Source organism: Rhizobacter sp. LjRoot28 (assembly GCF_964253025.1).
Lineage (GTDB): Bacteria > Pseudomonadota > Gammaproteobacteria > Burkholderiales > Burkholderiaceae_C > Rhizobacter.
Genome location: NZ_CAXUQC020000001.1, coordinates 4,516,779 through 4,540,524 on the forward strand (window position 1 = coordinate 4,516,779; position 23,746 = coordinate 4,540,524).

Below are 23,746 nucleotides of genomic sequence, written 5' to 3' on the forward strand. Positions count from 1 at the left end.
CGGTACACTTCGCCCCTTTCAAGCGTGTTCTTCATGGCTGCAGCAACCAGCGGTTCCCCGTCCGCCCTCTTCGATCTGAAAAGCGCCGCGTTGACGGCGATGGCGTTGGTGCTGAAGTCCACCGACCTGATGGCGCTCGCCGACGCACTGGAAGCCCGCTTCGGCGCCACGCCCGCCATGTTCGACCACGACCCGGTCGTGATCGACCTGCAGGCCGTGCGCGAGTCCACCGACCCGATCGACTTCGATGCGCTGGCAGCGCTGTTGCGGCGGCATCGGCTGCAACCCGTGGGCGTGCTCGGCGGCAGCGAGGACCAGATGGCCCAGGCGCTGGCCGCCGGCCTCGGCGACACGCCGGCACTGACCATTGCGCCGCCCGCGCCTCGCGCCGAAGCGGAAGCGGCCGTCCCGGCCGTCGCTGCGGTGCCCGAGCCGGTGGCCCTGCCGCCGGTCTGGCCGGTGGTGCCGTCCGGCGCCCTGGTGATCGACAAGCCGCTGCGCTCCGGCCAGCAGGTGTATGCCAAGGGGCGCGACCTGGTGGTGCTGGCGGTCGTGAACTTCGGCGCCGAAGTCATCGCCGACGGCAACATCCACGTCTATGCGCCGCTGCGCGGCCGCGCCATCGCGGGCGCCAAGGGCGACACCAGCGCGCGCATCTTCTGCATCTGCATGGAGCCGCAGCTCGTCTCCATCGCCGGCACCTACCGCACCACCGAGACGGCGCTGCCGCCCGAGGTGCTCGGCCGACCGGCGCAGGTGCGCCTCGTCGACGGCGAGCGCCTCGTGGTCGAGGCGCTGAAGCTCTGAGCCGCTACAACCGAATCAACCAACAAGGATCGACAAACCGATGGCCAAAATCGTCGTGGTGACCTCCGGCAAGGGAGGGGTGGGCAAGACCACCACCAGCGCGAGCTTTGCGTCAGGGCTGGCACTGGCGGGACACAAGACCGCCGTGATCGACTTCGACGTCGGCCTGCGCAACCTGGACCTGATCATGGGTTGCGAACGCCGCGTGGTGTACGACCTGATCAACGTGATCCACAACGAGGCCAACCTGAACCAGGCCCTCATCAAGGACAAGCAGTGCGACAACCTGTTCGTGCTGGCCGCCTCGCAGACCCGCGACAAGGACGCCCTCACGCAGGACGGCGTCGAGCGGGTGCTCAAGGAGCTGGCCGACATGGGCTTCGAGTACATCGTCTGCGACTCTCCCGCCGGCATCGAGACGGGCGCCCTGATGGCGATGCACTTCGCCGACGAGGCGCTGATCGTCACCAACCCCGAGGTGTCCTCGGTGCGTGACTCGGACCGCATCCTCGGCATGCTGTCGTCCAAGACGAAGCGGGCCATCGAAGGGCAGGACCCGATCAAGGAACACCTGCTCATCACCCGCTACAACCCGACGCGGGTGGTGGGCGGGCAGATGCTGTCGCTGGAGGACATCCAGGAGATCCTGCGCACGCCGCTGATCGGCGTGGTGCCGGAATCGGAGACGGTGCTCGACGCCTCCAACCAGGGGCTGCCGGCGATCCATCTGGCGGGCACGGATGTGTCCGAGGCCTACAAGGACGTGGTCGCGCGCTTCCTCGGCGAGGAGCGCCCCATGCGCTTCGTCGACGCCGAGAAGCCCGGCTTCTTCAAGCGACTGTTCGGTGGGAGGTGAACCGATGTCCTTTCTCTCATTCCTTCTCGGGGAGAAAAAGAAGACCGCCAGCGTCGCCAAGGAACGGCTGCAGATCATCCTGGCGCACGAACGCAACGGCCGCTCCGGCCCGTCCGACTACCTGCCTCAACTGCAGCGCGAGCTGGTGGCGGTGATCTCGAAGTACGTGTCGATCAAGCCCGAGGACATCCGGGTGAACCTCGAGCGCACGGACAACCTCGAGGTGCTCGACATCAAGATCGAACTGCCCGACGCGGCCCGCTGACCGGTTCGACGGCGCGTCCCGACCCGACGTCCTGTGGCGCCGGGAGGCGCCGGGCGGGAATCAGGGCGTGCCGACGTCGCCCTCGAAGTCCATCAGCACGCTGGCGAGCTCGAGGGCGCGCCAGAGGTGCGGTGGCATCTCCATGATTTTCTCAGGCGTGCGCGCCTTGGCCGTCCAGGCGCGGATCTCGAAGTGCTGGTCGGGGCTCAGCAACTTCTGGGTCAGCATGTCGTCGAGCGTTTGCATGAAGCCTCCCGTGGCGGAACGGCGCCCCGGCCGTCCCGTGCCCCCATGATCGCATGAGCAGCGTCCGGGCTCGTGGCGGGCATCCCTTCGGGTCGAAGGCGTACCGAAGCCGCCGCCGCCAGGCGTGTCGATCACGAAGCGGTCGCCGGCCGCCACCGGCACCGGGCTGCAGGGCCTCGCGGCGGTAGAGCCGGCCGCGTCGCCATGCGCCCTCGCAGTGGATGGGCACCGCCGCTCCGGCGGGCGGAGCGTGCGGCGCGGTGGGCTGGTCCGGCTCGTCGTGCGTGGGGTGCGCCCGGCGCAATCACTTCGACCGACACGCTTTCGATCACCCGCGCGCGTTGGGGCATCAGGAAGGCAAAGCGCTTGCGGTAGGACGCCTCGGAGGCCGCGCACACGTCGTCCAGGCTCGCCATCGGAACCGGCAGGGCGGTGTCGGTGCCGTCGTAGCGCACCTGCAGCAGGTTGACCCGCCGCAGGTCCGTCGCACCGTGCCCTTGTGCGCGCAGGGCGGCCTCGGCGGCCGCGCCGGTCGCGTCCAGCGCCGCGCCGGCCTCGACCAGGCCCTCGGCATCCAGGCGACGCTCGACGGGGGCGATTCTGATAGGCGATGCGCAGCGCATCGCGAAAACCTTCCGTGGTGACGAGCAGCGTGCGGTCGCCCCGACGTTCGAGCAGCGCGTTGGTCGCCACGGTGGTGCCCGTCTTCACGCAGGCCACCCGCTCGGGCGTGATGGGCTCGCCCTCGGCCAGGCCGAGCAGTCGGCGCATGTCCTCGACCGCGGCATCCGTGTACTGCTCCGCGTTCCCCGAGAGCCGCTTGGCCGTGACCAGTCGGCCGTCGGGACGGCGACCGACGACGTCGGTGAACGTGCCGCCCCGGTGGATCCAGAACGCCCAGCGGCCGGCGGCCGCTCATCGGGGGTCCGGCTCAGTTGGAGAGGAAGGCGACCCCGAACTGCCCGCCGTGCTGTTTGATGGCGATCAGGCGGTCGATGTTGGGATGCTTGCCGGGATGGGCCCGAGCGTCCTCGGTGTGCTCCGCATACAGGGCAAGCCCTTCGCGGGCCGCCTCGGCATGGATGGTGCCGAAACGCTGGACCAGGGCGTGATACACCGCCACCGAGCCGGCCTGGCCGGGCTTGTTCTCGAGCGTCGCCACGAGTTGCCCTTGCGCGTCGAAGAGCTGCAGGCCGGCGAGGTGGGTGATGGATGGAAGCTGCTTGAGGTTGTCGGCGAAGGCCATGGCGGTGCGCGCGAGGTGGTGAAACGGTCCGCCATTCTCGACCACTTCAGGACGGTGCGATGGCGTGCGAACGCATCAGGGTCGCCACCTGGCGGATCAGCTCCGGCATCTCCACCGGCTTGGCGATGTGGGCGGCAAAGCCGGCCTCCAGCGCGCGCAGCCGGTCCTCGGGTCCCGCGAAAGCGGTGAGGGAAATGGCGGGCAGGTCGCCGCCGCTTTCTGGGCCCAGTGCTCGCACGCGTCGCAGCAGGGCGTAGCCGTCTTCGTCGGGCATGCCAATGTCGGTCAGCAGCAGGTGCGGGCGATGCGCCAGCACCTCGGCCACGGCCTCTGCGGCCGAGCTGGCGGCGTAGACCGTGGCGCCGCAGTTCTGCAACTCGTTCTGCAGCAGTTCACACAGGTCCGGTTCATCGTCGACGACGAGGATGCGCAGGCCGTGCAGGTCCTCCCCCGCAGCCGCGCACGGACTGTCGCCCGCCTCCGCCGGCGCTGACGGCGGCTCGGTCTCGACGGCGGCATCGGCGGCAGGCAAGCGGACGGTGAAGCGAGCGCCGGCGCCGAGTCCGTCGCTGTGCGCCTCGACTGCGCCACCGTGCAGCTGAACCAGGTGGCGCACGATCGCGAGGCCGAGCCCGAGGCCGCCGTGCACCCGGGTGGTGGAAGCGTCGCTCTGGCGGAACCGCTCGAACACGAAAGGCAGGAACTCCGGGGTGATGCCCTGGCCGGTGTCGGTGACGCTCAGCAGCACGTGACCGTCGCGGCGCCCGAGCCGCACCGTGACCCGCCCTTCGGCCGGGGTGAACTTGAACGCGTTGGCCAGCAGGTTCCACACCACCTGCTGCAGGCGGTTCGCGTCGCCGCGGACCGCGGTGCTGGGGTCGTCCTGGTGCACGCTGACATGAAGCCGCTTGGCGTTGGCGGTGGGCTCGAGCGACGCCAGCACGGTCTCGGTCAGGGCGGCCAGGTTCAGGCGGGCGACGTCGAGCTGCACGTTGCCGGAGATGATGCGGCTCATGTCGAGCAGGTCGTCGATGAGGCGGGCCTGCGTGCGCGCATTGCGCTCGATGGTGTCGACGGCACGTCCCATGTCGGGCTGGAGCATCGCGGTGCGCCGCAGCACGTGGGTCCAGCCGATGATGGCCGCCAGCGGCGTGCGGAGTTCGTGCGACAGCGTCGCCAGGAACTCGTCCTTCATGCGGCTGGCGTGCTCGGCGTCCAGGCGCGCCAGCCGCTCGGCGCTGAGCAGCGTCTCGCGCTGGGCGTCGAGCACCTTCTGCGCGCTGATGTCGATCGTGATGCCGTCGAACCGCACGGCGTCCGCGCCCGGCGGACCATAGGCCATGCCCTTCGCCCGAAGCCAGCGGAACTCGCCCTGGGGCGACACGGTGCGGTACTGGACGTCGTAGGGTTCGCGCCGGCCGATGGCACGGGCCAGCGCCTCCCGCACCGTGGCGCGGTCGTCGGGATGGATGATGGCGAAGAAGCGGTCGATGTCGACCCCGTCTTCGCCGACCGGGTCGAGCCAGCAGTGGGCACGGCCCGTCGGGTTCCATTCCATCGTCCCGAGCGGCAGGGGGCAGTGGAAGGTGCCCAGTTCCGCTGCGGTGAGCGCGAAGGCGAGGGTCTGCGTGGCTTCGCGGGTGGCCTCCTTGGCCCGGCGTTCCGCGTCGAGCAGGCGGGCCATCTCCACGGCGGCCCGCTGCTGCGCCTGCAGGTGGCGGCGGATCTCGTGCTGGCGGCGGCGTCCGCGCAATGCCGAGCGGGCGGCGCTGAGCAGGCTTTCGGCATGGAGCGGCCGCTCCAGCAGCACGACGTTGCCCAGCCGCTCGAGCACCGCCTGGGCTTCGCGCCGCCGCTCGCCGCCCTGCTTGCCGGCCAGCACGATGAGCGGGAAGTCGGACCATGCCGGCTGGCTGGCCAGCCAGGTGGTGAGCGGGGCCAGGCCGACGCCGGCCAGTGCCTCCTCGGTGATGAAGGCCGCGCCCGCATCGTCGCCCAGGGCGACGGTGAACTGGGAGAGCGTCGGCGTCTCCACGGCCACCAGGCCAGCGGCTTCGAGCACCTGGCAGATGACCGCCGCGTCGCGTCCCCAGGGAGCGAGCACCAGGATGCGTTCGTCGGCGGGTGTCACGGGGCCCGATCCACGCGGGGACGAGCGCCGAGCATCGGCGTCTTGCCGCGGTAGTTGGGCAGGCCGGCCATGATGCCCTCGAAGTCAGCCAGGGTCTCGCCGACTTCCACCCCGCGCGGGCCCAGGCGAAACTCCCGAATGGTGCGCTCGTGCGGCGCGACGCGGCTCTTCAGGCAGGCGAGGGCGGAACGCACTTCGCCGGCGGTCTCGAAGAACCGGTAGGTGAGGATGACGTCGCTCAGGTAGCTCAGGTCCACGTCCGAGCGCACCTCGCCCACGAGCCCGTGCTGGCCGAGCAACAGCAGCGTGATCACGCCCTGCTGGTTCAGGTAGGTCAGCAGCTCGTGCACGTGCAGCATCAGGAACGCCTGCCCCGGCATGGCCTGGATGTAGGCGTTCAGGCTGTCGATGACCAGCATGCCCGTCTTGTTGCGCTGCACCGCGTCCACCGTCCGTGCAGCGAACTCGCCCGGTGACATCTCGGCCGGATCGATCTGGACCAGCGACAGCAGCCCCGATTCGATGTACGGCTGCAGGTCCATGCCGAGCGAGGCGCTGCGGCTGAGCAGGGTGGCGATGCCCTCGTCGAACAGGAAATAGGTCGCATGCTCGCCGCGCCGAAGCGCGGCCAGCATGCAGCTCACGGCGGTGGTCGTCTTGCCGATCCCCGAGGGCCCGGTGATGAGCGTGTTGGTGCCGGGGAAGAGACCTCCGCCGAGCAGTGCGTCCAGGCCCGGGGTGTCGGTGGACACCGCCGCCGCCTGGAATTCGGTATGGTGCTGCGCGGCCACCAAACGGGGGTACACCCGCAGTCCCCCGGTGTCGAGGACGAAGTCATGCGAGCCGCCCTGGTACTTGATGCCCCGCATCTTGACGATGCGCACGCGCCGTCGCTCGATGCCGAACTCCTGCTCGCTCTGTGAAAGGCTGATCACGCCGTGGGCGATGCTGTGCAGCTGCGCGTCGCCCTCGTGCGTGGTCTTGTCGTCGAGCAGCAGCACGGTGGACTTGCGGTTCGAGAAGAAGTGCTTGAGGGCGAGAATCTGCCGGCGGTAGCGCAGGGGTTCGCCCGCCAGCAGCCGCATTTCCGAGAGGCTGTCGAAGACCACCCGGGCGGGATTCAGGCGTTCGACGATTTCGACGACCCGCTTGATGGTCTCGCCGAGCTCGATCTCCGAGGGCAGCAGCACCGACTGCTTCTCGTCGGCGGCGAGACCCAGCTCGCTCACCAGTTCGTAGAGTTCGATCCCGTCGAGCGTCCAGCCGTGCGAGGCGACGACGGTGCGCAGCTCATGGGCCGTCTCGGACAGCGTGATGTACAGGCCCAGTTCCCCGCGGGGCACGCCGGCTCTCAGGAACTGGAGCGCGAGCGTGGTCTTGCCGGTGCCGGGGGAGCCCTCGACGAGGTAGAGGCGGCCCTCCGTCAGGCCGCCGCCAAGGATGGCATCAAGACCGGCGATGCCGGTGGAAGTACGAGGGGGTGCGTCGTCGGAAAACATCGTCGAGGGCGGTCGGCCCGGTCATTTCATGCGAACTTCACCGGTTTCGCCCATGTGCTTGGGCGGGTTGCCGGTGACGGCCGAAGTGGCCATCTTGATCAGCTGAACCAGCTTGCTGTCCTTCACGTCCCAGTAGTGGGCGTGGGTGATCTGCACCTCGAGCAAGCCGAGGTTCGGGTCGTCGATGCCGCCCGGGAACCAGGCCTCCGTCATCTTCGACCACAGGGCTTCCTTCTTGGCGCGGTCTTCCACGAGGCGCGCTTCGCCGGAGACGGACACCCAAGTGTCGGAGCCCGGGTCGCCGTAGGCCACGTTGACCTGGGGGTCGGTGGCGATGTCTTCGACCAGTTCGTTGTCGCGGCCGACGAAGAACCACAGGCTCGTCTGCTCGTCGAGCTTCGAGTTCTGGGTCGTCATGGGACGCGAGTGCAGGTGGCCGTTGGCATGCCGCGTGGTGAACATCGCAAACTTGATGTCCTCGATGAGTTCCCAGAGGGTGTCTCGGTCGTTGAAGGTCGTGCTCATGGTTGCCTTTGCGAAGGGCGCGGCGCCGCGGCCACGGGACTTGATTGCAACAGGAACCGGTCGCCGGAGGTGTCAGTGCCGTGCGGCGGGTGCTGTAGGACGCGGCCGTTTCAGCCTTGCCACACCCCGAAGCCTTGCTCGCGCAGCGCGATGCCGAGCTCGACTTCCATCTCGCATGCACCGTGATAGGGCATCGGGTTGTAGACCTCGTAGAGCTGGGGCAGCAGGCGCAGCCCGTACAGCTGGACGTAGCGATTCGCCTGGATGCCGGCCTTGTGTCGGTCGAACCGGAGGTCGGGGTCGAGCCCTGTCATGCCGACGTAGACGAACGGCTTGCCCAGCTGGTAATCCGGGTTGGCCCGCCGGAAGCGGGCAAGGTTCCAGATCGCCTCGTCGAGTTCGACGACGTAGACGTGGTGGTGGTGGCGGGAGGATCGGCGGGCCATGCTGGTAGCGAATTGTGACGGCGCCCGGTGCCGTGAAATGCGGCACACGCGCTGCGTAGTTCCCTCAAGCACGCGCCGAAACGGCCGACTACAGTGGTTCTGCAAGACCTCACAGGACCTGACGCCATGGACTTCGATTCTCCCGCTGCCGATGCCGACCTGCTGCGCCAGCAGCTGATGTCCAAGTACCCGATGGACCGCATCAAGGCGCTGTGCGCCCTGGAAGTGGAACCGGCTCCTGGCGCCAGCGCCGAGCAGGTTGCCGCTGCCGGCGCCGCTGCCCGCTTCGCCGCTCGTGGCATTCCCTTCTATGCCGCCCACGACGCCCAGTACCTGGCCTGGGTCGACAAGGCCGTGACGCTGTGGCAGCGCCTCCAGGCGGCGCCAGTGCTGACCGCCGCGGCGGTCCGAACGCCCGCCGTGACCGCGGCCCGACACGCCTGAAGCGTTCGCTTCCTACAATGGGAGCCCTCCGCAGGTTCCCATGTCCGAGCACCCCATCCCCGAATCCGATCCGACGGAGCGCCTGCTGGCGCTGGCTGCCAGCAGCCTGGCCGCCTCCTGCCTGTCGCGCATCGTGCTGTCCAAGCCCCGGGGGCCTGATGCGACGCTCGAACGGGTGACCGTGCGGCCGGTCGTGCTGAAGGGCCAGCTGCAGTTGTCCTTCGTGGCGAGCCACACCACCCGCGACCTCACCAGCAACCTGGCGCCCGAGGCCGGGCTGCAACGCCTTCGCGAACTGATCGACACCGATTTCTCGCAGGTTCACCTGCTGACCAGCACCGAGGACGTCCAGCTGCTGATCAGCCGCAAGGGACGGCGCACCTTGCTGCGCAAGAGGCTGGCGCAGGCGGCTCCCGTTGCTGAGCCCGCCGCCCATGACCGGGAGAAGCACCGCTGGGTGCCGATGGACCGTCCGTTCCTCACCGCGCTGGGCGTGACCGACGCGGGCCACCGCGTGGTGCCCGCCATGGCCCGCAAGTGGAAGCAGATCAACCGGTTCGTGGAAGTCTTCGACGGCGCGCTCGCCGCCTCGCCGCTCGCGACCACCGACAAGGGCCGGCCGCTGCACGTGGTCGACTTCGGCTCGGGCAAGGGCTACCTCACCTTTGCCGTGCATGACCACCTGCAGCGCGCGCTCGGGCGCAACGCGAAGGTGACCGGCGTGGAGCTGCGCCAGGAGCTGGTGGGCCTGTGCAACGACGCCATCGACCGGCTGGGGCTGGCCGGCCTGCACTTCGACGCCGGTGACGTGCGCAGCTACACGCCCCCGGCCATCGACGTGATGATCGCCCTGCACGCCTGCGACACGGCCACCGACTACGCGATCCACCTCGGCCTGCGCGCGGGCGCGTCGATCATCATGTGCTCGCCCTGCTGCCACAAGCAGATCCGGCCGCAGCTGCTGTCGCCCCATCCGCTGCGACCCATCCTCCAGCACGGGGTGCACCTGGGCCAGGAAGCCGAGATGCTCACCGACGGCCTGCGTGCCCTGCTGCTCGAGGCCGCGGGCTACGACACCCAGGTGTTCGAGTTTATCTCCCTCGAACACACCAACAAGAACAAGATGATCCTGGCCGTCAAACGGGCCGTGCCGCGCGACAACGCCCAGGTGCTCGAGCAGATCCGCGAGGTGAAGGCCTTCTATGGCATCCGCGAGCACTGCCTCGAGACGCTGATGGGCCTGCCGGCCCCGGCCGCCACCCCGGTTGCCGCGCGCTGAGGGTCAGCGCGGCGCCTGGCCGGTCGGCCGCGTCACGCCCTTGCGGCTGCCGAAGGAGTGGGCGTAGACCCAGGTGAACTCGGCGCCCATGAGGAAGATCTGCGCCGAGTAGTAGACCCAGACCAGCAGCACGGCCAGCGAGCCGGCGGCACCGAAAGCCGAGGTCACGCTGCTGCGGCCGATGTAGATGCCGATCAGCAGCTTGCCGATGGAGAACAGCAGCGAGGTGACGATGGCACCCACCCAGACGTCGGACCAGCCGACGTGCACCCGTGGCATGAACTTGTAGATCATGGCGAACACGGCGGTAATGAAGGCCATGCTGAACACGAAGTTCGCGACCTGGGCGGTGAGGGCCCATTCGCCGAAGGCCGGTGCCCACCAGTTCTCGAGCGCACTCAGCGCGGCACTGACCAGGAGCGACACCATCAGCAGGAAACCGAGGCCGAGGATCAGGCCGAACGACAGGAGCCGGCTGCGCAGCAGCGCGAAGATGCCGGTGGCGCCCTGGGTCGGGGCGCGCCAGATGCGGTCGAGCGAGGTCTGCAGTTCCGCGAACACGGTGGTGGCGCCGATCAGCAACGCGACCACGCCGACGAGGGTGGCGATGCCGCTCTCGGCCGGCTTGTTGGTGCTTTGCAGCAGGGATTGCACCGCGCTGGCCCCCTGGGCCCCGATCAGTGTTTCGAGCTGGCCGAAGATCTCGCCGCGCGCCGCCTCCTCGCCGAACACCAGGCCCGCTACCGACACCACGATCAGCAGCAGGGGCGCGATGGAGAACATGGTGTAGTAGGCGATGGCGGCGCCCATGCTGGGTGCATAGTCGTCGCTCCAGCTGCTCACCGTGTGGCGCAGCAGCTCCCAGGCGTTGCGTGCCCGCGGCGGGGCCAGTGCGGCGTCAGGCATGGGCAGGTGCGGTGCGACGGGGGCCGGTCAAGGGGCGCGCGGGCGGCATGCCTGCCGGCGGTCGCGCTTGACAGAGGCGGTAGGCGACGCTGGAGCGAATGGCCAGCAGCACGAGGTAACGAAGCATGGGAGTCCTCCTTGAAAGGCGGCGCCGTCGGCCGGCGAGTCGCCGCGGAGTGTGATGACGCCCCCAGCTTAGGCAATACCCGCCTCGGCGTCCGTCAGCCCATGCACGCATCGCGCGTGGGCCGCTTCCGACAGGGCAAACCCAGCGCCTGCCCGGCACGCGGCCGCGAGACGCAGCCCCTCGGCTTCGAAGTCACTGCGGCTGGCGCCGCCCTTGCATCCGCTCGACCACGGATTCGACTTCCTGGAGGAACTCCTGGTAGCGGATGGGCTTGGTGACATAGCCGTCACAGCCGGCGTCGCGCATGATCTCGGCATCGCCCTTCATGGCGAAGGCGGTGAGCGCGATGATGGGCACGTCGCTGATGCGGGGGTCGGCCCGCACGAGACGGGTGGCTTCCAGGCCGTCCATGTCGGGCAGCTGGATGTCCATCAGGATCAGGTCCGGCCGTTGGCTGCGGGCCAGTGCCAGACCCTCCGCCGCGGTTTCGGCCTTCAGGGCCACGTGGCCGGCGCGCTCGAGGATGGCCACGGTCAGCAGCATGTTGACCGGCGAATCTTCGACGATGAGGATGCGCAGCATCAGACCTCCACCGGGGCAGGGCGGCCGGCAAGGCGGCCGGGGGTAAAGCGGAGCGGCGTCATGGCATGAGGTCGTGCAACTGCGGAGGGCACCGACGGAACGTCCGGCACCTTGCCTGGATTAGCGCAGGTCCGGGCGCGCATGGGAATCTGTCAGCTCTTACAGTGGCGCACCGCCAGTCGGGTGTGCGGCTACAGTCGGCCCGGGACGGCGCGCGGCGCCGTGGGAGCTGGGAAATGAACATTCGCATGGCGCTGCTCGAACGGGCCGCGACAGCAGGGCTGCCGGCCGAGCAGCTCAGGACACTGCTCGGGGCCGCGGCCCTGGACGAACCGCCCGCCGGGCTGGCGGCCCGCACCGCGCGCGGCCTGGCCGTCGCGGCCGGTGCACTGGCCGGCTTCGCGCTCGTGCTCTGGATCGCGGCCAACTGGACCACGTTCGGCCGCACCGGGCGCTTCGCGCTGCTGCAGGCGGCCGTCCTCGTGCCGGGCGTGGCGGCCTGGGCCTGGCCACAGGCGCGCGCCGCCCTGGCGCTCCTTGCCCTGCTGGCCATCGGTGCCCTGTGGGCGTTCTTCGGCCAGACCTACCAGACGGGGGCCGACGCCTGGCAGCTCTTCGCACTGTGGGCCGGGCTGGGGCTGCCGCTCGCGCTGGGCGTGCGCAGCGATGTCGTCTGGACGCCCTGGGTCGTGGTGGCGGTGACCGCGGTGGTGCTCTGGATGGAGGCCTCCGGGCTGAGCGGCTGGCGCGGGGTGCGCGCGGAGGGGCTCCCGCTCACGCTGGCCGCATGGTGCGCCCTGATCGGCCTCGTGCTGGCGCTCAGTCCGCTCGGACGGCGAGTCACCGGCGCCGGAGCGTGGGCGATGCGCACGGCGGTCGTGCTGACCGCGGTCGTCATCAGCCTACGCGGGCTGATGGCCTTGTTCGAGTCCGATGGAGACCCGCTCTACTTCAGCGCCCTCGCACTGTTCGTCGCCGCCGCGATCGTGCTGTCGCGACGCGCCTTCTTCGATCTGTTCGCCCTGAGTGCGGTGGCGCTCGCGCTGGACGCGCTGCTCGTGGCCGGCTTCGCCCGCGTGCTGCTCGACGGCAGCGGCGCCCGTGACTCGGCGGGCATCTGGCTGCTGCTGGGACTCCTGGCCGCCGGTGTGCTGGCCGCCTCGGTGCAGGCCGTCATGCACGTCGCCCGCACAGTGGCCGCGCACGATGAAGGCGGTGCGGCATGAACGTCGACCTCGAACGCCGGCTCTCCGCCATCGCCGCGCGCGCCGGCATCGCGTTGCCACCGGCCCACCCGGGCCGCGACGAGCGTCCCTGGCCGGTCGTGCTGCTCACCGGGTTCGGCGCCTGGCTGGCCGCACTGCCGCTGCTGGCCTTCTTCGGCGTCCTGCTCGGCGACTGGATGCGCGACGGACCCGTGCCGTATGGCGTGGCGGCGCTGCTGCTGGCGGGCGCGGTGTGGGCGTTGCGCCGGCCGTCCCTGCCGCTGTTCCTCGAGCAGCTGGCCGTTCCGGCGCTGCTGACCGGCGCGCTGCTGCTCGGTTACCGCTTCTACCGCGACCTGCCCGATCGGCCCGCCGCCCTGATGGTGGTGGCCACGGTCCTCGCCCTGGCCGCTTGTCTCCCGCGCGCCTGGTTGCGCGTGCTGCTCGGTGCGGCAGCGGCCGGCTTCACGGCCTTCGCCCTCATGCCGCCGGGGCACCGGCACGTCTCGCCGTTCTCCACGTCGCTGTGGTGGGCCTTGCACGGGCTGCTCGCCATCGGGCTGGCGGCCCTGCGCGCCCAGCCCTTCCTGCCGGCCCGCCTGGCGGCGGCCGTGGAAGCGGTGCTCAGCGGCTGGTTGCTGGCGTTGCTGGCCGGCCTGGCACTGCTGGCCGGGATGACGTTCCTGATGGGGGGCGCGCTCGGCCTGGGTGCCTTCGGCTTCGGCGGTGGCCCGGCGTTCAGGGACGCCCTGGCGGGGGTGTCGACGCTGCTTGCCCTCGCCTCGGGTGCCTGGCTGGCCTGGACCTGGCCGGAGCTGCGACGCCCTGCCTTTGCCGTGGCGACGGTGGTGGGCGCCGGCCTGGCGGCCGCGCTGCCCACGCTCGGCGCGGTGCTGGTGGTGCTGGCGGTGTGTGTGGGCAGCGGCCGGTGGCGCGTGGCCGCGGCCGCTGCCGTGGCGGCGGTGTGGATCATCGGCGCGTTCTACTACCGGCTCGACTGGCCGCTGGCCACCAAGGCCGCCGGCGTGGCCGGCGCCGCGCTGCTGCTCGGGCTGGCGGCCTGGGGCCTGCGGCCCGCGCCGGTCGGTGCGGCCCCGCGGGTCCCCGGGCGCCTGCAGTGGCGCGGGCCCGGCGTGCTGGTGCTGGCGGCCGTTCTGCTGTGCCTCGTCGTGGCGAACGTCGCCATCGGCCAGAAGGAGCGCCTCATCGCGCGCGGCGAGCCGCTGCGCGTGGCCTTGGCGCCGGCGGATCCGCGCTCATTGATGCAGGGCGACTTCATGCGCCTGGCGTTCCAGTTGCCCGCCGAAGTGGGCGGGATGTCCCTCGACGGGGCCGCTCCCGCGGTGGTGTTCCAGCGCGACAGCCGCGGGGTCTCCCGCGCCGTGCGGGTCGAGCCCGCTGGCACGACCCCCGCACCGCTGGCAGCGGGCGAGCAGCGGGTCGTCCTCGTGCGCAAGTCGGGCCGCTGGACGCTGGTCACCGACGCCTGGTTCTTCCGCGAAGGCGACGCGGCCCGCTTCGAGGCCGCCCGCTTCGGCGAATTCCGCGTGCAGGACGACGGCCGGGCCTTGCTGGTCGGGCTGCTGGACGAGACACTGCGTCCCATTGCCCCCTGAAAACGAGAAGCCCATGTCCGCACGCGTCCAGGAAGTCATCGAAGCCCTTGTTGCCGCCCGTCGCCAGGGCACGCCCGTGGAGGCGGCTCCCTTGGCCGACGCCCTGGGCGACGCCGAGTCGGCCTACGCCGTGCAGGCCGGTGTCGCCCGCACGTTGGGCTGGTTCGGCGGGGCGCTGGCACCGCACTGGAAGTCGGGCGGACCGTCGCGCCAGGCCGTGCCCGGGCACTCGGGACTGCCACCGGCGGGCGTGCGCCGGAGCCCGGCCGACCTCAGCGACCTGCGGTTGCGCATCGGCCACGTGGAGGCGGAGCTGGCCCTGCGCCTGGGGCGCGACGTCGACGCCGAACTGGCGGCCGACCTCGACATGGACACCGCCAGCGAGCTGGTGGACGCGATGGCGGTGTCGATCGAACTTGTCGATTCCCGCTGGTCGGAGGGTCTCGCGGCGCCGGCGCTGCTGCGCCTGGCGGACCTGCAGTGCCACGGTGCGCTGGTGCTGGGCGAGTGGGTGCCCTACGCCCGCCGCGACTGGTCGACGCAGCGCTGCACCGTCACGGTCGGCGACCAGCCCCCGCAAGCATTCACCGGCAGCCATGCCTGTGGCGACCCGGCCTGGGTGCTGCCGGCCTGGCTGCGCCACTTCACCCGGGGCGGCGCGCGCGTCCCCGCCGGCACCGTCGTGACCACCGGCACCTGGTGCGGCCTGCTGCCGGCGGCCGCAGGGCAGTCCGTGCACGTGGCGTTCGAGGGCATCGGCGAGGCCCGGTTGAACCGCTGAACCGGCGTCCCGATCCCGTTCCGCCGGGCCCCGTGCAGGCTCCATACCCATATGCCGCATTGATCGTTGGCGGGGGGATGTCACTCGGCGACACTGTCCATCCCTTCGAACCCTGACGCTGCGCATGGTGTCCCCGTGCCCAGGCGTTATGCTTCCGGGTTGGCCTGCCGGCCATTCCACCTCCCCTTGCCACGACCATGAGCAATTTCTACGAAGCCAAAGTCCTGACGGTCCACCACTGGACCGACCGCCAGTTTTCGTTCACGACCACGCGCGATCCGGGCTTTCGCTTCCAGAGCGGCCAGTTCACCATGATCGGCCTGATGGTCGACGGCAAGCCGCTGCTGCGCGCCTACAGCGTGGTGAGCCCCCACTGGCACGAGGAGCTCGAGTTCCTCAGCATCAAGGTGCAGGACGGCCCGCTCACCTCGCGCCTGCAGCACATCAAGGAAGGCGACACCGTGCTGATCGGCCGCAAGGCCTCCGGCACCCTGCTCACGCAGAACCTGCTGCCCGGCGGCCACCTCTACCTGCTGTCCACCGGCACCGGACTCGCGCCCTTCATGGCGATGATCCGTGACCCGGAGGTGTACGAGCTCTACGAGAAGGTGATCCTCGTGCACGGCTGCCGTCAGGTGGCCGAACTGGCTTACGACAAGGTCATCACCGAAGAGTTGCCGGCCAACGAGTTCTTTGGTGACCAGGTGCGGGACAAGCTGCTCTACTACCCCACCGTCACCCGTGAGCCGTTCCGCAACCAGGGCCGCATTCCGGTGCTGCTCGAATCCGGCAAGATCGCCTCCGACCTCGGCCTGCCGCCCATCAGCCTAGAGAACGACCGCTTCATGCTGTGCGGCAGCCCCGAGATGCTGCGCGACACCCGCGTCTACTTCGAGAAGCTCGGCATGACCGAGGGCAACATGAGCACTCCCGGCCATTTCGTCATCGAGCGCGCGTTCGTGGAGAAGTGATTCGCGGGTCCGGCCGGCCTCTCCTGGCGGTACCGCCGAATCAAAAAAAAGGTCGCCCTCGGGCGACCTTTTTCATTGCGGGACGTTGGCGGGGTCAGCGCGCCGGTGCGGGCTCCGTCCAGCCGCCACCCAGCGCCTTGTACAGCGTGACGAGGTTCTGCACCTGGGCCGCCTGCACCTGAAGCGCGGCCTGCTGCGACTGGAACAGTGCCCGCTGCGCGTCCAGCACGTCGAGGTAGCTGGCCGCGCCGTTGCGGTAGCGCAGGTCCGCCAGACGGAAGCGGGTTTCCTCCGCCTGCGTCACCGCGGTCTGGGCACGTGCCTGCTCCACCAGTGTCGCCCGGCCCGCGAGGGCGTCGGCCACCTCCCGGAAGGCGGCCTGGATCGACTTCTCGTACTGCGCCACGGCGATGTCGCGGTTCACCTTGGCGACGTCGAGGTTGGCGCGGTTGCGGCCTGCATCGAAGATCGGCAGCACGATCTGGGGCGAGAAGCTCCAGGCGCCGCTGCCGCTCTTGAACAACCCCGACAGTTCGGTGCTCGCGGTGCCCGCACTGCCTGTGAGCGTGATGCGGGGGAAGAACGCCGCTCGGGCCGCCCCGATGTTCGCGTTGGCCGCCAGCAGTTGCTGCTCGGCCTGGCGCACGTCGGGCCGCCGGGCCAGCACCTCGGACGGCACGCCCGCCGGCAGGTCGGCCACGAGGCCTTGCTGGGTGAGGGGCAGGCCCGCAGGCAGGTCGGCCGGCAGGCCCTGGCCGAGCAACAGCACCAGCGCGTTCTCGTCCAGCGCGCGCTGGCGCGTCTGCTGGGCGAAGCTGACGCGGGCCGATTCCAGCAGGGACTCACCCTGGCGGAAGTCGATCTCCGAGGCGGCGCCGTTGTCGAACTTCAGCTTGGTGAGCTTGAACGACTCCTCGCGGGTCTGCAGCGTCTGCTTCGTCACCTCGAGCAGCGCGTCGTCCGCGAGCATCGCGTAGTAGGCGTTGGCCACGGAGGCGATGAGGCTCATCTGCACCGCCTTGCGGGCCTCCTCGGTGCCCAGGTACTGGGCGAGCGCTGCGTCGCTCAGGCTGCGCACGCGGCCGAACAGGTCGAGTTCATAGCCGGTCACGGAGGCGCCCACCGTGTAGAGGCTCTCCACCCCGGTGTTCTGCCGCTGCGCGGTGGCACCCACGCCCACCGTCGGCAGCTGGTCGGCGCGCCGCACCTGGTAGGTGGCGCGTGCCTGCTCGATGTTGAGCACGGCCACCCGCAGGTCGCGGTTGTTCTCGAGCGCGACCTCGATCAGCCGCCGCAGGCGTGCATCGGCAAAGTACTGTTGCCAGGCGAGGTCCGGTGCCGCCGTGGCCGATGCGGAGGCCGCGGTGGTCTGGGCAACCGCCGAGGCGCCAGCCGGCGGCGGAATCACCGCCGGCTGGGGAAAGGCCCCTGCCACCGGCGCCGCGGGGCGCTCGTAGTCAGGCGCCATCGAGGCGCACGCGCCGAGCGCGGCCAGGGCCGCCGCCGCGGCGACGGTCTTCATCAATGCAACGGGCTCACGCATGGGAGTCTCCCTGGGCGGGCGCCTTCGGGGCGCCGTCATCGGATTCATGGGCGTACATCTTTCGCTGGCGCTCGCTGCCCTTGAAGATGCGGCGCACCACCACGAAGAAGATCGGCACGAAGAACACGGCGAGCAAGGTGGCGGTCATCATCCCGCCCATCACGCCGGTGCCGATCGCGCGCTGGCCGGCCGAGCCGGCGCCGCTGGCCAGCACCAGTGGCAGCACGCCCAGCATGAAGGCCAGCGAGGTCATGATGATCGGGCGGAAGCGCAGGTGGGCCGCCTCCAGCGTGGCCTCGACGAGCCCGCGTCCCTGCGCATGCAGGTCCTTGGCGAACTCGATGATCAGCACCGCGTTCTTGGCCGACAGGCCGATGATGGTGATCAAGCCCACCTTGAAGTACACGTCGTTCGACAGGCCACCGAGATTGCCCCCCAGCAGCACGCCCAGCACGCCGAGCGGCACCACCAGGATCACGGCCAGCGGGATCGACCAGCTCTCGTACAGCGCTGCCAGGCACAGGAACACCGCCAGCAGCGAGAAGCCGAAGAGGATGAAGGCCTGCGAGCCCGAGAGCTTCTCCTCCCGCGACTGGCCCGTCCACTCGAAGGCGAAGCCGGCCGGCAGTTGGCCCGCCAGGCGCTCCATCTCGGCCATGGCGTCACCGCTGCTGTAGCCGCGGGCGGCCTCACCGGTGATGCGCATCGTCGGGTAGCCGTTGTAGCGGATGGTCTGCATCGGCCCCGTGACCCAGCGCGTCGTGGCGAAGGCCGACAGCGGCACGGGCTGGCCCTTGCTGTTCATCGCGTTGATGCGCAGCAGATCGTCCGGTTGCATCCGCGCCGGCGCATCCGCCTGCACCACCACCCGTTGCAGCCGACCGGCGTTCGGGAAGTCGTTGACGTAGGTCGAGCCGAGGGCGGTGGAGATGGCCGAGTTGATGGACTCGAACGGCACGCCCAGGGCGCTGGCCTTGTCGCGGTCGATGTCGAGCTGCAGCTGCGGCGCGTCTTCCAGGCCGTCCGGGCGCATGCCGGTGAGCACCGGGCTCTTGGACGCCATGCCGAGCAGCTGGTTGCGCGCGGCGAGCAGGGCATCGTGCCCGTTGCCGCCGCGGTCCTGCAGGCGGAAGTTGAAACCCGAGCCGGTGCCCAGTTCGGGAATGGGTGGCGGACTCAGCGGGAAGATGAACGCGTCCTTGATGCCCATCAGTGCCCCGAAGGCCCGGCCGGCGACGCCCTGCGCCGAATGCTCGGCACCTTCGCGCTCATCCCAGTCCTTGAGGGTGACGAACGCCAGCGCGGCGTTCTGTCCGGTGCCGGCGAAGCTGAAGCCGAGCACGCTCACCATGCTCTGCACTTCCGGTTGCTTGAGCATGTAGCCCTCGACCTGTTTCATCACGTCCAGCGTGCGGTTCTGCGTGGCGCCCGGCGGCAGTTGCACGTTCACCAGCATCGTGCCCTGGTCCTCGGCGGGCAGGAAGGAGGTCGGCATGCGCGCGATGAGCAGCACCACCACACCGATGATGGCGGCGTAGATGACGAGGTAGCGGGCGGCACGGCGCAGCAGCCGCGAGACCACGCGCTCGTAGCCCTTGGCCGTGCGCGAGAAGCCACGGTTGAACCAGCCGAAGAAGCCTTTCTTCTCATGGTGATGGCCGGCCTCGACGGGCTTGAGCAGCGTGGCGCAGAGTGCCGGCGTCAGCGACAGCGCCATGAAGGCCGAGAAGAGGATGGAGGTCACCATCACCGCCGAGAACTGGCGGTAGATGTTGCCCACCGCGCCGCCGAAGAAGGCGAGCGGCACGAACACCGAGACCAGCACCACCGTCACGCCGATGATGGCGCCCGAGATCTGGCCCATGGCCTTGCGGGTGGCCGCCAGGGGCGAGAGCCCTTCCTCGCTCATGATGCGCTCGACGTTCTCCACCACCACGATGGCGTCGTCCACCACGATGCCGATCACCAGCACCATGCCGAACATGGTGAGCACGTTGATCGAGAAGCCGAGCGCCAGCAGCACCGCGAAGGTTCCCATCAAGGTGATGGGCACCACCACCGTCGGAATGATGGTGTAGCGGAAGTTCTGCAGGAACAGGAACATCACGAGGAACACCAGCACCACGGCTTCGATGAGCGTCTCGACCACCTGCGTGATGGAGATGTCGACGAAGCGCGAGCTGTCGTAGGGAATGGTGTACTTCACGCCCTGCGGGAAGTAGCGCTGCAGTTCGTCCATGCGGGTCCGCACCGCCTTGGCCGTGGCCATGGCGTTGCCCGTGGGGGCGAGCTGCACGCCGATGCCGGTCGACGGATTGCCGTTCAGCCGTGCCGAGGTGGCATAGCCCTGCGCGCCGAGCTCGACGCGGGCAACGTCCTTGATGCGCACGGTGGAGCCGTCCGGATTCGCGCGCACCACCACGTTGTTGAACTGTTCGACCGAGTTCAACTGCCCCTTGACCACCACGGTGGCGAAGATGGATTGACCGGGCACGTTGGGCAGGTCACCGATCGTGCCGGACGACACCTGGGCGTTCTGCGAGCGCAGTGCCGCCACCACGTCGGCCGATGACAGGTTGAAGCCGACCAGCCTGGCCGGGTCGATCCAGATGCGCATGGCGCGCTCGGTACCGAACAGCTGCGCCTGGCCGACGCCCGGAATGCGCTGGATTTCCGGCAGCACGTTGCGTGAAGCGTAGTCGCCGAGCGCGATCGGGTCGATGGCCGGGTTGTCCGAGGACAGGATGGCGAAGAGCAGGAAGTTGGCGCGCGACTTGTCCACGCGCACGCCCTGCTGCGTCACCGCTGCCGGCAGGCGCGGCGTCGCGCGGCCCAACCGGTTCTGCACGTCCACCTGGGCGAGCTCGGGGCTGGTGCCCGGCTCGAAGCTGAGCGTGATCTGCCCGCTGCCGTCGGCCTGAGCCACCGACTCCATGTAGATGAGGCCGGGCGAGCCGTTCATCTCGCGCTCGATCACGCTGAGCACGGCATCTTCGAGCACCTGTGCGGAGGCGCCCGGGTAGGCGGTGGAGACGACGATGGACGGCGGGGCGACCGGCGGGTACTGCGCGATCGGAAGCTGCTTGATCGCCACGCCGCCCATCACGAGGATGAACAGGGCGATCACCCAGGCGAAGATGGGTCGGTCGATGAAGAACTTGGCCATGGTGCCGGATCCTTACTGCGCGGAGGCGGCAGACGCCGACGGCGCCGCGGACGCTGCAGATGCCGCGGGATTCGCGGCCGAGGCGGCACCGGCCGGGGCGCTTGCGCCCTTGCTCCAGGGCACGGGTTTCACGGGTGCGCCCGGCACCATCATCTTCTGGAAGCCCTCGACGATCACCTGCTCGCCCGGCTTCAGGCCGTCGAGCACGACCCAGTTGGTGCCCTGCGCGGACCCGATCTTGACCGGGCGCGGCTGCGGCTTGCCGTCGGCGCCGACCACCAGGACGCTGTCGCCCTGGGTCCCGCGGGTGACGGCCTGCTGGGGAATGAGGATCCCGTCCGGCAGTTCGGCCTGGGCAAGGCGCACGCGCACGTACTGGCCGGGCAGCAGCAGGCCGTCCGGATTGGGGACTTCAGCCCGCAGGGTGATCTGGCCGGAGGTGGCATCGACCGTCAGGTCGGAGAACAGCAGCTTGCCCTGGCGTGGCAGCTCGGTGCCATCGTCCAGCACCACGCGCACGGCGATGGCCCCGTCACCCGCGCTGCGCAGCTGGCCGGCCTGCAGGGCACGGCGCATGCGCAGCACCTCGGTGGTCGACTGGGTGAAGTTGACGTAGACGGTGTCGATCTGCTGGATCACGGCCAGCTGCGTGGCCTCGGCCGAACTGACCAGTGCACCCTCGGTGACAAGGGCCCGTCCGATGCGGCCGGAGATGGGTGCGCTCACGCGGGCATAGCCCACGTTGATGCGGGCCGTCTGCACGGCGGCGCGGGCGCTCGCCACGTCGGCTTCCGCCTGGCGCTGTGCGGCGACGACGTTGATGTAGTCCTGCTTGCTCACGGCGTTCGCTTCGGCGAGCGGCTTGTAGCGCTCGGCCTGGGCGGTGGTCTGCGTGACGTTGGCCTGGGCCTTGGCGAGCGCGGCCTGGGCGCTGTCGAGCGAGGCCTGGTACGGCGCGGCATCGATCTGGAACAAGGCCTGGCCCGCCTTCACTTCGCTGCCCTCGCGGAACAGGCGCTTCTGCACCACGCCGTTGACGCGGGCGCGAACCTGCGCCACGCGAACCGGTTCCACCCGGCCGGGCAATTCAGTCTGCAGGGCAATGGTCTGCTCGCTCACGCGCACCACGCCGACCTCGGGCGGTGGCATGCCGCCTCCCGGTGGCGCGCCGCCCGGAGCCCCCTCCTTGGCGCCGCAGGCGGCCAGCAACAGGGTGGCCGCCACGGCGGCGGGCAGGGCGCCCCGGCGGGCGCCGATGGGAAGCACGAACGACGGAGCCAAGACGTTTTTCAACGCAGACATGCGAGACCTTCCGGTGAGGCGCCGGAGCGCCGGAAAAAAGAGAAATAGACGGGAGCAGCGCGCGGAAAAGCCAGCCATGTCCCATGGAGTGAGCTAGTATACATACATCGTTGAATGTATGTATGAACCGCGCGTCAAGCGCCGCTGGACCGAGAAATGGTACGTAGAACCAAGGAAGAAGCGCAGGAAACCCGCAACCGCATCCTGGATGCGGCCGAGCGCGTTTTCGTCGAACGCGGGGTCGCGCGCACCTCGCTGAACGAGATCGCGACCGCCGCCGGCGTCACCCGCGGCGCCATCTACTGGCACTTCCAGGACAAGGCGGACGTCTTCAACGCGATGATGATCCGGGTCACCTTGCCCTTCGAGGAGGCCACCCGCCACAGCGACGACCCGGACGGCGATCCCTTGGCCAACCTGCGGGAGATCTTCGCCATGGTGCTCGACAAGGCGATGAACGACCCCCAGGTCCGGCGCGTCTTCGAGATTGCCACTCACAAGGTCGAATACGTGGACGAACTGACGGCCGTGCGCGACCGGCACCTGTCGGTGCGCAACGAGTTCGAGGGGAATCTCGCACGGGCGCTCGAGCTGGCCGCCGCCCGCGGACAGATCGTGCTGCGCATGCCGGCGGCCACGGTGGCCCTGGGCCTGCACGCCTTGTTCGACGGGCTGATCCAGAACTGGCTGCTGGACCCTGGGGCATTCGACCTCGTCAAGGTGGGCGGCCAACTGGTCAACGACTATCTCGATGGCCTGAAAGCCCGGGGCCGCCAAGAGGGCGGGCGCTGAAGGGGCAGGCCGGGCGCTCAACCGCGGCGTGGCAGCCCGGGCGCGGCGAGCCAGTGCACGCTGAAGCGCTCTTCGTCGTCCATCCAGACCGGGCCGGGCACGAAGCCGGCCTGCTCGGCCAGCTCACGGAACCCCTCCACCGTGTACTTGTGCGAGTTCTCGGTGTGGAGGCTCTCGCCCTGAGCGAACTCGAAGGCCTGACCTGCCACATGAACCGTTTGCCGGCGCCGGCTGACGAGGTGCATCTCGACCCGCTGGCGCAGCGGGTCGTAGAACGCGTAGTGGTCGAAGGCCTCGACGTCGAAGTCCGCCCCCAGCTCCCGGTTGGCGCGTTGCAGCAGGTTGCGGTTGAAGGCGGCCGTCACGCCGGCGGCGTCGTTGTACGCGCGGTGCAGCACCGCCGGATCCTTGACCAGGTCGACCCCGACCAGCAGGCCACCCCCGGTCAGACACTGGGCGGCCTGGCGCAGGAAGCGCACGGCGGCCACCGGGCCGAGGTTGCCGATCGACGACCCGGGAAAGAAGCCGACCCGTCGATCGCCGTGCGGCAGTGCCAGCGGCCGCGTGAAGTCGGCGGCGAGCGGCAGCACGTCGAGCCCGGGGTAGTCGGCACGCAGCTGGGCCGCGGACGCGTGCAGATGCTCGGCCGAAATGTCGAGCGGGATGAAGCGACCGCGCGCGCCCCATGCGTCGAGCAGCAGCCGCACCTTGGTCACCGAGCCGGCCCCGAATTCGATCAGGTCGGCCCGCGGCGGGAAGAGCGCGGTCATCTCGGCCGCATGCGCGGTCAGCAGGCCGAACTCGGTGCGCGTCGGGTAGTACTCCGGCAGGTCGCAGATGCGGTCGAAGAGCTGCGAGCCGGTCGTGTCGTAGAAGAACTTTGGCGAGATGGATCGGGGACGTGCCGACAGCCCGGCCACCAGTTCACGTTCGAACTCGCCGGCCTCGGGCATGGGCGGCAGGCCGTGGGCCGCGTCGGTGAGGCTGCGGCGGTCGTGCGCCAGGGATTCG

At 69.8% G+C, this 23,746-nt stretch carries 24 protein-coding genes and 1 pseudogene; 10 read left to right on the forward strand and 15 right to left on the reverse strand.

Going from position 1 to position 23,746, the window contains the following annotated elements; all coding sequences use genetic code 11:
* Positions 1–33: 33 nt before the first annotated feature.
* From minC to minE, 3 genes are read left to right on the forward strand one after another with little or no spacing between them, the layout of a single operon-like run.
* The gene (gene minC / locus ACSQ2F_RS20725; protein WP_436026131.1) at positions 34–807 is read left to right on the forward strand and encodes a septum site-determining protein MinC; all 774 of its coding nucleotides are present in this window, start codon (positions 34–36) and stop codon (positions 805–807) included.
* Between the two features lie 40 nt (positions 808–847).
* Positions 848–1,663: a septum site-determining protein MinD gene (gene minD, locus ACSQ2F_RS20730; RefSeq protein ID WP_436026132.1), complete on the forward strand. Its 816-nt coding sequence runs from the start codon at positions 848–850 to the stop codon at positions 1,661–1,663.
* 4 nt (positions 1,664–1,667) lie between these two features.
* Positions 1,668–1,928 (forward strand): cell division topological specificity factor MinE, encoded by a 261-nt coding sequence (gene minE / locus ACSQ2F_RS20735; protein WP_436026133.1) that lies wholly within the window; start codon positions 1,668–1,670, stop codon positions 1,926–1,928.
* A gap of 60 nt (positions 1,929–1,988) precedes the next feature.
* Here minE and ACSQ2F_RS20740 read toward each other — a convergent pair whose 3' ends face one another.
* From ACSQ2F_RS20740 to ACSQ2F_RS20775, 8 genes and pseudogenes are all read right to left on the reverse strand, one after another.
* On the reverse strand, positions 1,989–2,174 hold the full coding sequence (locus ACSQ2F_RS20740; protein ID WP_436026134.1) for a hypothetical protein: 186 nt from the start codon (positions 2,172–2,174) through the stop codon (positions 1,989–1,991).
* A gap of 131 nt (positions 2,175–2,305) precedes the next feature.
* Positions 2,306–2,797 (reverse strand): hypothetical protein, encoded by a 492-nt coding sequence (locus tag ACSQ2F_RS20745; protein ID WP_436026135.1) that lies wholly within the window; start codon positions 2,795–2,797, stop codon positions 2,306–2,308.
* Positions 2,763–3,062, reverse strand: a pseudogene (locus ACSQ2F_RS20750) (hydantoinase/oxoprolinase N-terminal domain-containing protein); the annotation flags it as partial. The pseudogene ACSQ2F_RS20750 and the gene ACSQ2F_RS20745, both read right to left, overlap by 35 nt.
* A 43-nt stretch (positions 3,063–3,105) precedes the next feature.
* On the reverse strand, positions 3,106–3,420 hold the full coding sequence (locus ACSQ2F_RS20755; protein ID WP_436026136.1) for a DUF2322 family protein: 315 nt from the start codon (positions 3,418–3,420) through the stop codon (positions 3,106–3,108).
* Between the two features lie 46 nt (positions 3,421–3,466).
* Entirely contained in the window at positions 3,467–5,551 is a 2,085-nt protein-coding gene (locus ACSQ2F_RS20760) for an ATP-binding protein (RefSeq protein WP_436026137.1), read from the reverse strand.
* Positions 5,548–7,050: an ATPase domain-containing protein gene (locus ACSQ2F_RS20765; protein WP_436026138.1), complete on the reverse strand. Its 1,503-nt coding sequence runs from the start codon at positions 7,048–7,050 to the stop codon at positions 5,548–5,550. The genes ACSQ2F_RS20760 and ACSQ2F_RS20765 overlap by 4 nt, the downstream gene beginning before the upstream one ends.
* 21 nt (positions 7,051–7,071) lie before the next feature.
* Complete coding sequence (locus ACSQ2F_RS20770) at positions 7,072–7,575, reverse strand: pyridoxamine 5'-phosphate oxidase family protein (protein ID WP_436026139.1); 504 nt, start codon at positions 7,573–7,575, stop codon at positions 7,072–7,074.
* 110 nt (positions 7,576–7,685) lie between these two features.
* Positions 7,686–8,021 (reverse strand): hypothetical protein, encoded by a 336-nt coding sequence (locus ACSQ2F_RS20775; protein ID WP_436026140.1) that lies wholly within the window; start codon positions 8,019–8,021, stop codon positions 7,686–7,688.
* 126 nt (positions 8,022–8,147) lie between these two features.
* On the opposite strand from ACSQ2F_RS20775, the gene ACSQ2F_RS20780 reads away from it, so the two are divergent.
* On the forward strand, positions 8,148–8,465 hold the full coding sequence (locus ACSQ2F_RS20780; protein ID WP_436026141.1) for a hypothetical protein: 318 nt from the start codon (positions 8,148–8,150) through the stop codon (positions 8,463–8,465).
* Positions 8,466–8,505: 40 nt separating this feature from the next.
* Positions 8,506–9,744 (forward strand): class I SAM-dependent methyltransferase, encoded by a 1,239-nt coding sequence (locus ACSQ2F_RS20785; RefSeq protein WP_436026142.1) that lies wholly within the window; start codon positions 8,506–8,508, stop codon positions 9,742–9,744.
* A gap of 3 nt (positions 9,745–9,747) precedes the next feature.
* On the opposite strand, the gene ACSQ2F_RS20790 is transcribed toward ACSQ2F_RS20785, so the two are convergent.
* The 3 genes from ACSQ2F_RS20790 to ACSQ2F_RS20800 all read right to left on the reverse strand — a co-directional run bounded on the left by ACSQ2F_RS20790 (position 9,748) and on the right by ACSQ2F_RS20800 (position 11,359).
* Positions 9,748–10,650, reverse strand: a complete 903-nt coding sequence (locus ACSQ2F_RS20790; RefSeq protein ID WP_436026143.1) for a YihY/virulence factor BrkB family protein — start codon at positions 10,648–10,650, stop codon at positions 9,748–9,750.
* A complete protein-coding gene (locus ACSQ2F_RS20795) occupies positions 10,643–10,777 on the reverse strand; it encodes a hypothetical protein (RefSeq protein WP_436026144.1) in 135 nt (44 codons plus the stop codon). Before ACSQ2F_RS20795 ends, ACSQ2F_RS20790 begins: the two co-directional genes overlap by 8 nt.
* A 192-nt stretch (positions 10,778–10,969) precedes the next feature.
* Positions 10,970–11,359 carry a response regulator gene (locus ACSQ2F_RS20800; RefSeq protein WP_436026145.1) on the reverse strand — a complete coding sequence of 130 codons (390 nt, stop codon included), beginning with the start codon at positions 11,357–11,359 and terminating at the stop codon, positions 10,970–10,972.
* A 236-nt stretch (positions 11,360–11,595) separates the two neighbouring features.
* Between ACSQ2F_RS20800 and ACSQ2F_RS20805 the strand changes: the two genes are divergently transcribed.
* The 4 genes from ACSQ2F_RS20805 to ACSQ2F_RS20820 all read left to right on the forward strand — a co-directional run bounded on the left by ACSQ2F_RS20805 (position 11,596) and on the right by ACSQ2F_RS20820 (position 15,932).
* Positions 11,596–12,585: a DUF2157 domain-containing protein gene (locus ACSQ2F_RS20805; RefSeq protein WP_436026146.1), complete on the forward strand. Its 990-nt coding sequence runs from the start codon at positions 11,596–11,598 to the stop codon at positions 12,583–12,585.
* On the forward strand, positions 12,582–14,180 hold the full coding sequence (locus ACSQ2F_RS20810) for a GDYXXLXY domain-containing protein (RefSeq protein WP_436026147.1): 1,599 nt from the start codon (positions 12,582–12,584) through the stop codon (positions 14,178–14,180). Before ACSQ2F_RS20805 ends, ACSQ2F_RS20810 begins: the two co-directional genes overlap by 4 nt.
* 13 nt (positions 14,181–14,193) lie before the next feature.
* Positions 14,194–14,961 carry a fumarylacetoacetate hydrolase family protein gene (locus ACSQ2F_RS20815; RefSeq protein ID WP_436026148.1) on the forward strand — a complete coding sequence of 256 codons (768 nt, stop codon included), beginning with the start codon at positions 14,194–14,196 and terminating at the stop codon, positions 14,959–14,961.
* 197 nt (positions 14,962–15,158) lie between these two features.
* Positions 15,159–15,932, forward strand: coding sequence for a ferredoxin--NADP reductase (locus ACSQ2F_RS20820; RefSeq protein ID WP_436026149.1), 774 nt, complete (start codon positions 15,159–15,161; stop codon positions 15,930–15,932).
* A 94-nt stretch (positions 15,933–16,026) separates the two neighbouring features.
* Here the strand turns inward: ACSQ2F_RS20820 and ACSQ2F_RS20825 are convergent, their stop codons facing one another.
* Genes ACSQ2F_RS20825 through ACSQ2F_RS20835 form a run of 3 tightly spaced genes read right to left on the reverse strand, consistent with a single transcriptional unit; the run spans position 16,027 to position 21,943 of the window.
* Entirely contained in the window at positions 16,027–17,475 is a 1,449-nt protein-coding gene (locus tag ACSQ2F_RS20825; protein WP_436026150.1) for an efflux transporter outer membrane subunit, read from the reverse strand.
* Complete coding sequence (locus ACSQ2F_RS20830; RefSeq protein ID WP_436026151.1) at positions 17,468–20,641, reverse strand: efflux RND transporter permease subunit; 3,174 nt, start codon at positions 20,639–20,641, stop codon at positions 17,468–17,470. Before ACSQ2F_RS20830 ends, ACSQ2F_RS20825 begins: the two co-directional genes overlap by 8 nt.
* Positions 20,642–20,653: 12 nt before the next feature.
* The gene (locus ACSQ2F_RS20835; protein WP_436026152.1) at positions 20,654–21,943 is read right to left on the reverse strand and encodes an efflux RND transporter periplasmic adaptor subunit; all 1,290 of its coding nucleotides are present in this window, start codon (positions 21,941–21,943) and stop codon (positions 20,654–20,656) included.
* A gap of 156 nt (positions 21,944–22,099) precedes the next feature.
* Between ACSQ2F_RS20835 and ACSQ2F_RS20840 the strand changes: the two genes are divergently transcribed.
* Positions 22,100–22,735, forward strand: coding sequence for a TetR family transcriptional regulator (locus tag ACSQ2F_RS20840; RefSeq protein ID WP_436026153.1), 636 nt, complete (start codon positions 22,100–22,102; stop codon positions 22,733–22,735).
* A 17-nt stretch (positions 22,736–22,752) separates the two neighbouring features.
* On the opposite strand, the gene egtD is transcribed toward ACSQ2F_RS20840, so the two are convergent.
* Positions 22,753–23,688 carry an L-histidine N(alpha)-methyltransferase gene (egtD, locus tag ACSQ2F_RS20845; RefSeq protein ID WP_436026901.1) on the reverse strand — a complete coding sequence of 312 codons (936 nt, stop codon included), beginning with the start codon at positions 23,686–23,688 and terminating at the stop codon, positions 22,753–22,755.
* Positions 23,689–23,746: the final 58 nt, after the last annotated feature.

Coding starts and splice junctions, on each gene's coding strand:
- ACSQ2F_RS20775 (WP_436026140.1), bottom strand. CDS start 8,021: ATGGCCCGCCGATCCTCCCGCCACCACCACCACGTCTACGTCGTCGAA.
- ACSQ2F_RS20745 (WP_436026135.1), bottom strand. CDS start 2,797: ATGCGCTGCGCATCGCCTATCAGAATCGCCCCCGTCGAGCGTCGCCTG.
- minE (WP_436026133.1), top strand. CDS start 1,668: ATGTCCTTTCTCTCATTCCTTCTCGGGGAGAAAAAGAAGACCGCCAGC.
- ACSQ2F_RS20815 (WP_436026148.1), top strand. CDS start 14,194: ATGTCCGCACGCGTCCAGGAAGTCATCGAAGCCCTTGTTGCCGCCCGT.
- ACSQ2F_RS20840 (WP_436026153.1), top strand. CDS start 22,100: ATGGTACGTAGAACCAAGGAAGAAGCGCAGGAAACCCGCAACCGCATC.
- ACSQ2F_RS20765 (WP_436026138.1), bottom strand. CDS start 7,050: ATGTTTTCCGACGACGCACCCCCTCGTACTTCCACCGGCATCGCCGGT.
- minD (WP_436026132.1), top strand. CDS start 848: ATGGCCAAAATCGTCGTGGTGACCTCCGGCAAGGGAGGGGTGGGCAAG.
- ACSQ2F_RS20770 (WP_436026139.1), bottom strand. CDS start 7,575: ATGAGCACGACCTTCAACGACCGAGACACCCTCTGGGAACTCATCGAG.
- ACSQ2F_RS20740 (WP_436026134.1), bottom strand. CDS start 2,174: ATGCAAACGCTCGACGACATGCTGACCCAGAAGTTGCTGAGCCCCGAC.
- ACSQ2F_RS20780 (WP_436026141.1), top strand. CDS start 8,148: ATGGACTTCGATTCTCCCGCTGCCGATGCCGACCTGCTGCGCCAGCAG.
- ACSQ2F_RS20830 (WP_436026151.1), bottom strand. CDS start 20,641: ATGGCCAAGTTCTTCATCGACCGACCCATCTTCGCCTGGGTGATCGCC.
- ACSQ2F_RS20820 (WP_436026149.1), top strand. CDS start 15,159: ATGAGCAATTTCTACGAAGCCAAAGTCCTGACGGTCCACCACTGGACC.
- ACSQ2F_RS20835 (WP_436026152.1), bottom strand. CDS start 21,943: ATGTCTGCGTTGAAAAACGTCTTGGCTCCGTCGTTCGTGCTTCCCATC.
- minC (WP_436026131.1), top strand. CDS start 34: ATGGCTGCAGCAACCAGCGGTTCCCCGTCCGCCCTCTTCGATCTGAAA.
- ACSQ2F_RS20825 (WP_436026150.1), bottom strand. CDS start 17,475: ATGCGTGAGCCCGTTGCATTGATGAAGACCGTCGCCGCGGCGGCGGCC.
- ACSQ2F_RS20755 (WP_436026136.1), bottom strand. CDS start 3,420: ATGGCCTTCGCCGACAACCTCAAGCAGCTTCCATCCATCACCCACCTC.
- ACSQ2F_RS20810 (WP_436026147.1), top strand. CDS start 12,582: ATGAACGTCGACCTCGAACGCCGGCTCTCCGCCATCGCCGCGCGCGCC.
- ACSQ2F_RS20805 (WP_436026146.1), top strand. CDS start 11,596: ATGAACATTCGCATGGCGCTGCTCGAACGGGCCGCGACAGCAGGGCTG.
- egtD (WP_436026901.1), bottom strand. CDS start 23,688: ATGCCCGAGGCCGGCGAGTTCGAACGTGAACTGGTGGCCGGGCTGTCG.
- ACSQ2F_RS20785 (WP_436026142.1), top strand. CDS start 8,506: ATGTCCGAGCACCCCATCCCCGAATCCGATCCGACGGAGCGCCTGCTG.
- ACSQ2F_RS20790 (WP_436026143.1), bottom strand. CDS start 10,650: ATGCCTGACGCCGCACTGGCCCCGCCGCGGGCACGCAACGCCTGGGAG.
- ACSQ2F_RS20800 (WP_436026145.1), bottom strand. CDS start 11,359: ATGCTGCGCATCCTCATCGTCGAAGATTCGCCGGTCAACATGCTGCTG.
- ACSQ2F_RS20795 (WP_436026144.1), bottom strand. CDS start 10,777: ATGCTTCGTTACCTCGTGCTGCTGGCCATTCGCTCCAGCGTCGCCTAC.